Origin of the sequence: Streptomyces sp. PCS3-D2 (genome assembly GCF_000612545.2) — a bacterium.
In the GTDB taxonomy this organism is placed as follows: Bacteria; Actinomycetota; Actinomycetes; order Streptomycetales; family Streptomycetaceae; genus Streptomyces.
Window position 1 is genome coordinate 2,182,319 of record NZ_CP097800.1, and the last position, 11,828, is coordinate 2,194,146.

An 11,828-nucleotide genomic window follows, 5' to 3' on the forward strand; every position below is an offset into this window, starting at 1 on the left:
GGCCAGCCCGGGGCGCGACCGTCCGAACACCCGGCCCGGATCCTCCGTTCGAGTGAGAACGCGGGGGTCCGGGCCGCGTGCTGTCAGCATTCAAGCGGTTCATCTCTTTACATCTCATTGCGGCGCCAGTGACCGGAAGGGCTCCGTTTCGTTCCCTCGGACGGAGGTGTACGCCATGGTGGCCCCACCGGAGAATGCCCCGCCGGACAACGACGTGCTCTGGGCTCGGTCCCTTCACTACGCGCACGACGGTGCGCCCGCTCTCGTCGGTGTCTCCCTCGGAGTCCGCCAGGGCGAGATCGTGGCCCTGACCGGACCCCGCGGCAGCGGCAAGACCACGCTGCTGCGCTGCCTGTCCGGGCAGCTGCTCCCCTCCGAGGGCGAGGTCTGGTTCAACAGCGTCCCCGTGCACACCCTGGGAGAGCTGTCCCGCGAGCGCCTGCGGCGCGACCGCTTCGGCTGGCTCGGTCCCGAACCGGGGCTGTTGCCCGAGCTGAAGATCTGGGAGAACGCCGCCCTGCCGCTGCTGCTCGCCGGGGCCTCCCACCGCAGCGCCAAGCACGCCGCCTGCGCCTGGCTCGACCGGCTCGACATCGGTGCCCTCGCTCGCAAGCGTCCGGCGGCCCTGACCCGGGCCGAGTGCCAGCGGGTCGCCCTGGCCCGGGCCCTGGTCCACGTGCCCTCGGTGATCTACGCGGACGAGCCCACGGCCCCGCTGCACCGGGCCGACCGGGCCCTGCTCCTGCGGGCGCTCACCACCGCGGCCCGCTCCCACGGGATCACCGTGCTGCTGGCCACCGGCGACGAGGCCACGGCGGCCGTCGCGGACCGCCGTCTGCCCCTGGTCGACGGCCACCTCACGGTGGACACCTCCGCGTCCCCGCTCCCCGACACTCCGGAGGGCCAGGCAGCGTGCTCGCTCTCCGCCTAGCCCGCGGCTCCCGGCCCCTCGTCCAGCTGCGGCGGCTGCTCGTCGCCACCGCCTCGGCCGGGACCGGGTTCCTGCTGCTCTACGTACTCGCCGGAGCCACGGCCCGGCCCGCCGGATCGTTCCCCCGCCTGCTGTGGGCGCTGGTCCCGCTGGCCGCGACGGTTCACTTCGCCGTCGCCGTCGCCCGGGCCGACCCGGCCACCCGGCCCCGCGCGGGACTGGACGCCGCCGGACTGGGACCCGTACGCCTGGCCCTGACCGCCGCGATCTCCACGGCCGTCGCCTGCGCCCTGGGCAGCGCCCTGGCCCTGGCCCTCTTCCTGCACCTGCGCGGGGACCTCTCCGGCCTGCCGTTCGACGGCTCCGGCGCCCTGCTCCTGCACGCCGAGCAGCCGCTGCCCGTCGCGTCCGCCCTGACGCTGCTGGCCCTCGTCCCGCTGACGGCGTCGGCCGCCACCGTCCTCGCGCTGCGTCCGCACCGGCAGCTGGCTCCGCAGACCGCCCTGCCCTGGGGCATCGCGCTCACCGCCTGCGGGCTCGCCACCGAGGCCTACGCCGGCCGGAACGGCGGCGGGGTCCTCGCGGGCTGGACGCTGACCGCCGCCGGGCTCGCCCTCGCCGGACCCGGTCTGGCCTACGCCTGCGGAAGCCTGGTCCAGGCCGTCCGCCCGGGCGCGCTCCGGCTGCTGGCCGGACGGTCCCTGCAACGACAGGCCTCCCGTATCGGGCCGCCGCTGGGCGTGCTGTGCTCCGTGGCCGCCGGGGCCCTGACGGCCCTCACCCTGCGGGACCGGGGCGGACTCCACGTGCCGCTCGGTCCGCTGGCCTGGCCGGCCGCCGCCCTGGTGGCGCTGTGCGCCGCAGCGACCCTTCTCACATCCGCCGTGGAAAGCCGCCGGACCGAGTCCGCCGGACGCGGGGCGACGCCCGATCCGGCAGCCCCCGCACGGGTCCTGCGTACCGCGGCGGGGCTGCGGGCCGCCGCGCTGGTGGCCGTGTGCGTACCGCTCACCTGGGGTGTGGCGCAGCTGACGTCGCTGGCGCTGACCCGCTGAGGGATCCAGCCCTTAGGGTGGGCCGAATGGTCAACGCAGACATCGAGATCGAGACGCTCGCCGAATTCGACCAGGTCGTGGCAGGCGGCTCGCTCAGCGGCTACCGGATCCAGTCGGTCAGCCTGCTGGACCGGACGTTCGCCCTGCTGGCCGCCGACACCTCGGCGGCCGTCTTCCTGGGCTGCGCGATGGAGCCCGATGCCTCGGCCAAGGTGCGCGCGGACGGCGCCCTGGTCTTCCCGCCCGTTCCCGACCTGCCCTTCAACCCGTACCGGAGCCTGCTCTACACGCCGGAGGAGCTCTTCGAGGGGCTGCCGGACGGCTACGAGGCGACCCCGGACGCCACGACGTACGCATGGTTCCAGGAGACCGCGGCCGACCGTGACGTCTTCTCCTCGATGCTGCGCTCCGTCCACGACGACGCGGTCTCCGACGCCCTCGACGAACACCTCGCCGCCGCCCGTGTGGTGGGTGTGATGGGCGGCCACGCCATGTCCCGGGGCAGTGCGGACTACCGCGACGCCGCGGAACTCGGCCGGACCCTGACCCGATCCGGGCTGACCGTGGCCACGGGCGGCGGCCCCGGCGCGATGGAGGCCGCCAACCTGGGCGCCTACCTGGCACCGGCCCCGGACGAGGCCCTCGCGGAGTCCCTGGAACTGCTGGCCAAGGCTCCGTCCTTCGAGCCGTCGGTGTCCGACTGGGCGCGCGCGGCCTTCTCCGTACGGGAGCGCTGGCCCGGCGGCGGCGACTCGGTGGGCATCCCCACCTGGTTCTACGGACACGAGCCGCCGAACGCCTTCGCGGCGCACATCGCCAAGTACTTCGCGAACGCCACCCGGGAGGACGGGCTGCTGGCCCGGTCCACGGCGGGCGTGGTGTTCCTGCCCGGCGCGGCCGGCACCGTCCAGGAGATATTCGACGCCGCGACGCCGAACTACTACGGATCCCGCGGCGAGCCGGCACCGATGGTCCTGGTCGGCCGCAGCCACTGGACAGAGCATCTGCCGGCCTGGCCCCTGCTGACGGCGCTGGCCCGGGGCCGGGCGATGGAGTCGCGGATCGCGCTCGTCGACTCGGTGGACGAGGTCCCCGACGTGCTCGCTTCGATGAGCTGAGCTCCACAGGCAACTTCCGGGCCCGTTCCCACGTCTGGCAGAGGTACCGCAAAACCTGCCAGACGTGAACGGAGCCATCGGTGCTCATAGGCTTGCTGACCGCTGTCGCGGCATCCATCTGCTACGGCACGGGATCCGTGCTGCAAGCCGTCGGATCGCGCCGTGCCGCCCGGACGTCCCCGGCCGCCGCTGGGGTGACCGCCCACGGCGGCCCGAATCTCTCGTCCACCGCGAAGGCGGCGATGACCTGGGAGTTCATCGTCGGAACCATCCTGGACTTCGTCGGCTTCGGGCTCGGTGCCCTGGCCGCCCGCCTCCTTCCGCTCTTCCTCTCCCAGACCGTGATCAGTGCCAACCTGGTCATCACGGCCGTCCTGAGCGTGAAGATGCTCGGCATCCGGCTGACCCGCCGGGAATGGGCCTCCATCGGTGTCGTGTGCACCGCGCTGGTGCTGCTGGCGACGGCGGCCGGCCACGAGGGCGGCCACCACGCGCCCATGTCCACGCACTGGTGGCTGCTGGGGATCACCGCACTGCTGATGGTGGGCGGCACGGTGGCCGTCCGCCTGTTGGGCGGCGGGGCCGCGATCCTGGCGGGCCTGCTGTCGGGGCTGGGATTCGGCGCGCTCGGCGTCGGCGTCCGCATCCTCGACGGCGTCGACCCGTTCGACCTCGGCACCCTCCTCACCGACCCGGCCCTCTACGCCATCCTGCTGGCCGGCGTCGGCGGCATGTACCTGCACACCGTCGCGCTGCAGATCGGCTCGGTGAACGGAGCCACCGCCGCCCTCGTCGTGGGCGAGACGGTCCTGCCCGGGGCGATCGGCGTGCTCTGGCTCGGTGACGCCTCGCGCCCGGGCCTGGCCTGGCTGGCGGTGGTCGGTTTCGTCATGGCCGTGACCGGCGCGGTGGCGGTGGCCTGGTACGGCAAGCACGAAGGCGCCGAGGAGCCGGCCCCGGTGCCGGTGGCGGAGCCGGAGCCGGTCGGCTGACGCCCGGTCCCCGCTCTCCCGGCCGGCCGTCACCCGGCCGGCCGTCCCCGGTGGTGGCACGGCAGCGTCTGCCGCTTGCTGGACCTGGGGAGAGAGTGAGGGACGTGTGGAACGCAGGACCGACCGGTTCAAGACACGGCGCGCGGCCGGAATGGCGGGAGTCGCCTTCGCCTTGCTGCTGGCGACGGCGATCGCCTTGATGCGGATCGCCATCCCCTCCGGCGGCCCCGACGCGACGATCGCCCCGGACCACCGCTGGGCCGTGCAGGTGTCGCTGGAGATCGTGCCCTTTGCGGGCATCTTCTTCTTGTGGTTCATGGGGGCCCTGCGCACGCACACCGGCGACGCGGAGGACCGCTTCGTCGCCACCGTGTTCCTCGGCAGCGGCTTCGTCTTCGTCGCCACCCTGTTCGCCGCCGCCGCGGCGGCCGGCACCGTGCTCAGCGAGGGGGCGCCCTCCGACTTCGGCCGCCATTACGCCTACACCCTCCTCGCGACCTACGCCATGCGGGTCGCGGCCGTCTTCGTCCTGGCGACCTCCACCATCGCGCGGATGCTCGGCGCCTTCCCCCGGCCGCTGACCCTGCTGGGCACGGTCATCGGGCTGGCCCTGATCGTGGTGGGTTCCGGCGTGCCCTGGTCCGAGCTGCTGTTCCCCGCCTGGGCGCTGATCGTCAGCGTGTACATCCTGCGCGCCCGCCGCGACACCGCACCCGCGGGTCCGGCCGGCCCGACGGACCGGTCGGACCCGCCCTGACCTGTGCCTGTGCACCTCGGCAGGCGGCCGACGGACCCGACGTGCATGCTGGTGAAAGGGAGGGCACGGGGGCGACGGGGACGCAGGAGCCGAGGGAAAGGCGGATCTGTCATGAGGCTTGTCGTCGACCTGAACCGCTGTCAGGGATACGCCCAGTGCGCCTTCCTCGCTCCGGACGTCTTCGCCATGCACGGCGACGAGTCGCTCCTCTACAACCCGGAGGCACCGCCCGAGCAGCGTGAGGACGTACTGCGCGCCGTGGCCGCGTGCCCGGTCCAGGCCATCCTCCTCGAACTCACGGACGAGGACATGGCGAACATGCCGGCCGCGGACGCCGCCGGTTCCAGCGCTCCCTCCGGAGGCCCGCGGTGACCACTGCCGGCGCACACGACGGCGCCCTGGAGCACCTCAAGCGCGAAGGCCGCATCGTCATCGTCGGCGCTTCGCTCGCGGGGCTCCGGGCCGCCGAGACCATGCGGGAGAAGGGGTTCGCCGGTTCGCTCACGCTGATCGGCGACGAACCCCACGAGCCCTACGACCGGCCCCCGCTGTCCAAGCAGGTCCTGCTGGGCAACGCGGTGGCGGACCACACGACGCTCCCCCGCCGCCGGGCGATCGACGCCGACTGGCGGCTCGGAGTGCCCGCGACGGGCCTGGACATGGCCGCCCGCCGGGTCCGGCTCGGCAACGGCGACGAGGTCGAGTACGACCGACTGCTGATCGCCACCGGCGTGCGCGCCCGGCCCTGGCCCAACGCGGAGGAAGCCTCCCTCGACGGGGTCTTCGTCCTGCGCACCCGCGACGACGCCGTGGGACTGCAGCGCGCCCTCACCGACAGCCCACGCCGGGTGGTCGTCATCGGAGCCGGGTTCACCGGGTCCGAGATCGCCTCCGCCTGCCGGGAACGCGGTCTGAACGTGACCGTCGCCGAACGGGGCTCCGCTCCGCTCGTCGGCGCGCTCGGCGGGGTGATCGGCGAGGTGGCGGCCGAGATGCACCGCGAGCACGAGGTCGACCTGCGCACCGGTGTCATGGTCACCGCCCTGGAGGGCGACCCCTCCGGGCGGGTCCGCGCCGCCCACCTGTCCGACGGCGCCACCGTCGAGGCGGACGTGGTGGTCGTCTCCCTCGGTGCGCAGCGCAACACCGAGTGGCTCGCCGGTTCCGGACTGGGCGCCGGCCCCCGGGGCATCGCCTGCGACGCGGGCTGCCGGGCCTTCGACGTCCGGGGCATCGTCACCGACGACATCTACGTGGCGGGAGACGTGGCACGTTCCCCGCACGCCCTGTTCGGCTACCAGTTCCTGTCCCTGGAGCACTGGGGCAACGCCGTCGCACAGGCCGACACCGCCGCGCACAACATGCTCAGCGTGAGCGCGGACCGCCGCCCCCACCTGTGGGTGCCGGCCTTCTGGTCCTCGCAGTTCGGCGTGAACATCAAGTCGGTCGGGGTGCCGCCGATGGGCACCGAGATCATGATCACGCAGGGCTCGCCCGCCGAGCGCCGGTTCGCGGCCGTCTACGGCTACCAGGGGCGGGTGATCGCGGCCGTGACCTTCGACAACTGCCGCTGGCTCCCGTTCTACGAGCACCAGATCGAAAGCACCGCGCCGTTCCCGCCGCCGTTCTCCACGGTGGACCGCAGGCCGGAGGGGAACAAGCCGGTACCGGCGGACTTCCCCGACCCCTCGGTGCCGACCCACGGACCGACCATCACCCTCAGCGGCTACTCGCCGGCCGACCGCAAGATGACCTTCACCCCCGGGCGCTGACCGCGCCGCGACCGCCCCGAGGACCACGAGGACCCGTCATGACACAAGCACTGCTGCGGGAGATCATCGACTACGCGAACCGGGCCGACCCGTATCCGCTCTACGAAGAGCTCCGCAAGACCCCGGTGTCCCACGATGGGGACGGTCCGTACGTGGTCAGCACCTACTACGAGATCCGGAGCCTGCTGCACGACCCGAGGATCAGCTCGGACGCACGCAACCTGAAGGCCACCGGTGACGATCCGCTGGGACAGTCGGCCGACGAGGAGGGGGCGGACCTGCCGCCCTCCTTCCTCAGGCTCGACCCGCCGGACCACGACCGCCTGCGGAGGATCACCAACCGTCCGTTCGGGCCGCCGCACGCCCCGCGCCGGGTGCACGACATGCGCGCCGAACTCCACGGCCTCGTGGACGGTCTCATCGACGGCATCGGCACCTCCGGGACGCTGGACCGGGTCGACCTGGTCGACCAGTTCGCGTACCCGTTCCCGGTTTCGGTGATCTGCCGGCTGCTCGGAGTCCCGCGCGAGGACGAACCGCGCTTCCACGTCTGGGCGGACACCCTGGCCGCCAGCCTGGACCCCGATCCGGACGGGGACCCCGGCCAGCGGGCCAAGAGCATGACGGATACCCGCATGGAGCTGGGCATGTACCTGGCCGGGCTGATCGAGGAGCGGCGCAAGAACCCCGGCGACGACATGCTGTCCCAGCTGGCGACCTCGGACGGCCCGGACGGCGCGATGACCACGATGGAGGCGCTCAGCACCTCCGCGCTGCTGCTGATCGCCGGTCACGAGACCACGGTCAACCTGATCACGAACGGGATGCTGACCCTGCTGCGCCACCCGGACGTCCTGCAGCGGCTGCGCGAGGACCCCGCCCTGTCGGTCCCGATCGTGGAAGAGCTCCTGCGGTACGAGCCGCCGGTGCAGCTCGTACCGCAGCGCTCCACGCTCTGCGACATCGAGGTCGCGGGGGTCTCCATTCCCAAGGGCGCCTCACTGTGGCTGGTCCTGGCGTCCGGCAACCGCGACCCGAAGCGCTTCGAGAACCCCGACCGCTTCGACCCCGACCGCAAGGACAACCAGCACCTCGGCCTCGGCAGCGGCATCCACAGCTGCTTCGGCGCCCCGCTGGCCCGGCAGGAGGCGCAGCTGGCACTGAGCGCGCTGGCCCGCCGACTGGACAACCCCAGGCTGCTGGAGGACCCGCCCCCGTACCGCCAGAACGCGGTGCTCCGCGGACCCCGGCACCTGCCCATCGCCTGCGACGGCATCCTGCCGAAGGCGGCCTGAGCCCGTCCTACCGATCGCCCGGCGGGAGGACGACCACCTCGGCGGGGGTGAAGGCCACGGCGACCCGGTCGCCGACGGCCGGGGCCCCCGCCAGTCCGCACTCCGCCTCCAGTACCGGGCCGCTCCCCGGCCGCAGCCGCAGGCCGACGTGCGTGCCGCGGAAGGTCCGGGACACCACCTCACAGCTCAGGCCCGCCTCCTCGCGGAGCACGACTCCCGCCGGGCGGACCAGCAGCCGCTGTTCCCCTTCGGGGGAGCCGGCCGGGACCGGGACCCGGCCCCACGCGGTCGCGGCGACCGCGCCCGTCACCGTCGCCGCGACCACGTTCTCGAAGCCCAGGAAGCGTGCCACGAACTCCGAGGCGGGCCGCTGCCACACCTCAAGCGGCGTTCCGGCCTGAGCGATCCGGCCATCCCGCATCACCACCACCCGGTCGGCCAGCGCGAAGGCCTCCCCCTGGTCGTGCGTGACGGCCAGGACCGTCGTGCCCAGCCGTGAGAACAGCCCCCGCAGCTCGACCACGAGCCGCTCCCGCAGCCCCCGGTCCAGCTGGCCGAGCGGTTCGTCGAGCATCAACAGCCGCGGCGAGGGCGCCAGGGCCCGGGCCAGCGCCACCCGCTGCTGCTCTCCCCCGGACAAGGAGGCCACGGCGCGGCCCTGTGCCCCGGGGAGCCCCACCAGTTCGAGCAGTTCGGCGACCCGGTCGGGGTACGTCCGGCGGCCCCCGGCACGGCCGCCGCCGCGCATCCGCAGGCCGAAGGAGACGTTCGCGCCGACATCGCGGTGCGGGAAGAGCTGGTGGTCCTGGAACATCAGGCCCACGCCGCGCCGGTGCACGGGTACGGCGGCCTGGTCGGCCCCGTCCAGCAGCACGCGTCCCCCGGACACCTGCTGGAGCCCGGCCACCACCCGCAGCAGTGTGGACTTCCCGCTGCCGCTCGGACCCAGCACGCACACGGTCTCGTGCTCGTCCACCGTCAAGTCCACGGTGTCGACGACCGCGCGCTCGCCGAAGCGGACCGACACCCCTTCCAGCTGAAGCAGGGTCATCAGAACTCTCCGGAGGTCTTGTCGGGGCGCAGCCGCTCCAGCGCCAGCAGGGAGACCGCGCACACCAGCATCAGGATGGTGCTCAGGGCCATCGCCTGCCCGTAGTTCAGTTCGCCGGCCCGTCCCAGCAGCCGCGCCACGGCCACCGGCAGCGTCGGCCGGTCCGGCCGCGCGATGAAGACGGTCGCGCCGAACTCCCCCAGCGACACGGCGAAGGCGAACCCGGCCGCGATCAGCAGCGCCCGCCGCACCAGCGGCAGGTCCACCTCCCGCCAGGCGCGCAGCGGTGACGCGCCCAGCACGGCGGCGGCCTCCCGCAGCCGTCCGTCCACCGCGCGCAGTACCGGCAGCATGGTCCGTACGACGAAGGGCACGCCGACCAGGGCCTGGGCCAGCGGCACCAGGATCCACGAGGTCCGCAGATCCAGCGGCGGCTCGTCCAGGGTGATCAGGAAGCCGAAGCCGACCGTCACGGCGGACACCCCCAGCGGGAGCATCAGCATCGCGTCGAAGCCGCGTACGAAGCGGCCGCCGCGCCTGGTCAGGGCCGCGGCCGCGAGTCCCCCGACGACCAGGGCGACCGCGGTGGCGGCGAGCGCGTACTGCAGGGAGTTCCAGATCGCCTCCAGCGGCGGTACCAGGAAGGTGCCGCCGCCGGCGCCGGCGTCCTGCAGGGCCCGGTAGAAGCCGAGGCCGTAGCCACCGGGGGTGTCGAAGGACCGCTCGACGAGCACGGCCAGCGGCGCCACGATCAGCAGCCCGATGGTGAGCAGGACCCCGCCCAGGAGGGTGTGCTGCGCCCCACCGTGCGGCCGGTGCGCGGTACGGCCCGGGTCGACCAGGCGCAGTGCGGTCTCGCGCCGACGCACCGTCCAGGCGTGCAGGGCGAGGATCGCGCCGATGGCGGCGAACTGCACCATCGTCAGCACGGCCGCCGTCGGCAGGTCCAGCAGCTGCGCGGTCTGCCGGTAGACCTCCACCTCCAGGGTGGAGTAGGCGGGTCCGCCCAGGATCAGCACGACGCCGAAGGAGCTGAAGGTGAAGAGGAACACCATCAGGGAGGCCGCAGCCACGGCCGGGGCGAGCGCGGGCAGCGTCACCCGCCGCCAGGCGGCGAACCGGCCGGCGCCCAGCACCCGGGCGGCCTCCTCCTGGCGCGGATCGAGCTGGGCCCACAGGCCGCCGACGGTACGGACGACGACGGCGTAGTTGAAGAAGACGTGGGCGAGCAGGATCGCCCAGACGGTGGTGTCGAGCCGGACGCCCGCCAGCTCCTCCAGCATGCCGCCGCGCCCGAGCAGAGCGAGGAAGGCGGTGCCCACGACCACGGTCGGGAGCACGAACGGCACGGTCACCACCGCCCGCAGCAGCTGTTTGCCGGGGAACTCAAGGCGTGCGAAGGCGTACGCGCCGGGGAGCGCGATCAGCAAGGTGAGCGCGGTGGAGGCGAACGCCTGCCAGGTGGTGAACCAGAGCACGCCGGCGATGTCGGGCCGGGACAGGACCTCGCCGATCCGGCCGAACTGCCATCCGGTGTCGGTCTTGAGGCCGCGGCCGACGATCGCCGCGACGGGGTAGGCGAAGAACAGCCCGAAGAAGGCGAGGGGGGCGGCCATCAGGGCGAGGCGGACGGCGGTGGCCCGCCCGCTCCCGCCCCGCCCGGGTGCCCGCCCCGGTCCGGGGACCGGGGCGGCGGCGTCGGCCGACGCCGCTCCCGGCTCCTTCGTGGCGGCTACTTCACGACCAGTGCGGTCCATGCCTTGACCCACTGCTCACGGTTCTTGGCGATGGTCTCCGGTGCCACGTTCTCCGGCTTGTCGACCACCACGCCGTGCTTGGTGAACAGCTCCGGCAGCGCGGCGTCCTTGGTCACGGGGTTCACGAACATCTGGAGCGGCATGTCCTCCTGGAACTTCTTGCTGATCAGGAAGTCCACGAGGGCCTTGCCGCCCTCCTCGTTCTTCGCGCCCTTGAGCAGGCCCGCGAACTCGGTCTGGCGGAAGCAGGTGCCGGTGGCGACGCCTGTGGGGGCCTCGGCCGGCTGCGGCTCGCCGTACAGCACCTCGACCGGCGGGCTGGAGGCGTAGGAGACGACCAGGGGGCGGTCGCCCTTGGCCTTCTTACCGCCCGCGGATCCGGAGAAGCGCTCGTTGTAGGCCTGCTCCCAGCCGTCGACGACCTCGACGCCGTTGGCCTTCAGCTTGCTCCAGTAGTCCTGCCAGCCCTCCTCGCCGTACTTGCCGACGGAGGCGAGCATGAATCCGAGGCCGGGAGAGGACGTCGCGGCGTTTTCGACCACCAGCAGGTTCTTGTACTCGGGCTTGGTCAGGTCGTCGAGCGTCTGCGGCGGGGCGATCTTCTTGTCGGCGAAGTAGGCCTTGTCGTAGTTGACGCAGATGTCGCCGGTGTCGACCGGGGTGACCCGGTGCTCGCTGTCGAGCACGTACTCGGGCTTCACGTCGGCCAGGCCCTTGGCCTCGTACGGGGTGAAGATGCCGTTGTCGAGGGCACGCGAGAGCAGGGTGTTGTCGACGCCGAAGAAGACGTCGCCGCGGGGGGAGCCCTTGGTGAGGATCTCCTGGTTCAGGGCGGCGCCGGCGTCACCGGACTTCAGCACCTTGACGGTGTAACCGCTCTGCTGCTCGAACTCCTTGAGGACCGACTCGGTCACGTTGAAGGAGTCGTGGGAGACGAGCGTGACGGTCTTGGACTTCGGGGCGTCGCTGGTGCCCGCGACCTTGTCCTTGGCGTCGCCGCCGCCGCAGGCGCTGAGCGTGGTGACGCCCAGCGCGGCCGCGAGCGCAGCGCCCGCGATCTTCCTGGTGGTGCTCACTGGTGATTCCTCCTGGGATGACCA

At 72.9% G+C, this 11,828-nt stretch carries 11 protein-coding genes; 8 read left to right on the forward strand and 3 right to left on the reverse strand.

Features of this window, described 5'->3' with window-relative positions:
• Positions 1-175: 175 nt before the first annotated feature.
• The 8 genes from AW27_RS08770 (at position 176) to AW27_RS08805 (ending at position 7,920) form a co-directional block, all read left to right on the forward strand.
• Positions 176-931, forward strand: a complete 756-nt coding sequence (locus AW27_RS08770) for an ABC transporter ATP-binding protein (RefSeq protein ID WP_037928417.1) — start codon at positions 176-178, stop codon at positions 929-931.
• Complete coding sequence (locus tag AW27_RS08775; protein ID WP_037928415.1) at positions 913-1,986, forward strand: hypothetical protein; 1,074 nt, start codon at positions 913-915, stop codon at positions 1,984-1,986. Before AW27_RS08770 ends, AW27_RS08775 begins: the two co-directional genes overlap by 19 nt.
• Positions 1,987-2,012: 26 nt before the next feature.
• Positions 2,013-3,104 (forward strand): LOG family protein, encoded by a 1,092-nt coding sequence (locus AW27_RS08780; RefSeq protein ID WP_037928410.1) that lies wholly within the window; start codon positions 2,013-2,015, stop codon positions 3,102-3,104.
• Positions 3,105-3,184: 80 nt separating this feature from the next.
• Entirely contained in the window at positions 3,185-4,096 is a 912-nt protein-coding gene (locus AW27_RS08785) for a DMT family protein (RefSeq protein WP_037928409.1), read from the forward strand.
• 106 nt (positions 4,097-4,202) lie between these two features.
• Positions 4,203-4,853 (forward strand): hypothetical protein, encoded by a 651-nt coding sequence (locus AW27_RS08790; protein ID WP_037928404.1) that lies wholly within the window; start codon positions 4,203-4,205, stop codon positions 4,851-4,853.
• A gap of 111 nt (positions 4,854-4,964) precedes the next feature.
• A complete protein-coding gene (locus AW27_RS08795) occupies positions 4,965-5,225 on the forward strand; it encodes a ferredoxin (RefSeq protein WP_052031269.1) in 261 nt (86 codons plus the stop codon).
• Positions 5,222-6,625: an NAD(P)/FAD-dependent oxidoreductase gene (locus tag AW27_RS08800; protein ID WP_037928401.1), complete on the forward strand. Its 1,404-nt coding sequence runs from the start codon at positions 5,222-5,224 to the stop codon at positions 6,623-6,625. Before AW27_RS08795 ends, AW27_RS08800 begins: the two co-directional genes overlap by 4 nt.
• Positions 6,626-6,663: 38 nt before the next feature.
• On the forward strand, positions 6,664-7,920 hold the full coding sequence (locus AW27_RS08805) for a cytochrome P450 (RefSeq protein ID WP_037928398.1): 1,257 nt from the start codon (positions 6,664-6,666) through the stop codon (positions 7,918-7,920).
• Between the two features lie 7 nt (positions 7,921-7,927).
• On the opposite strand, the gene AW27_RS08810 is transcribed toward AW27_RS08805, so the two are convergent.
• From AW27_RS08810 to AW27_RS08820, 3 genes are all read right to left on the reverse strand, one after another.
• Complete coding sequence (locus AW27_RS08810) at positions 7,928-8,971, reverse strand: ABC transporter ATP-binding protein (protein ID WP_172671401.1); 1,044 nt, start codon at positions 8,969-8,971, stop codon at positions 7,928-7,930.
• Positions 8,971-10,587 carry an ABC transporter permease gene (locus AW27_RS08815; protein ID WP_037928395.1) on the reverse strand — a complete coding sequence of 539 codons (1,617 nt, stop codon included), beginning with the start codon at positions 10,585-10,587 and terminating at the stop codon, positions 8,971-8,973. The genes AW27_RS08810 and AW27_RS08815 overlap by 1 nt, the downstream gene beginning before the upstream one ends.
• Before the next feature lie 116 nt (positions 10,588-10,703).
• The gene (locus tag AW27_RS08820) at positions 10,704-11,804 is read right to left on the reverse strand and encodes a thiamine ABC transporter substrate-binding protein (protein ID WP_037928393.1); all 1,101 of its coding nucleotides are present in this window, start codon (positions 11,802-11,804) and stop codon (positions 10,704-10,706) included.
• Positions 11,805-11,828: the final 24 nt, after the last annotated feature.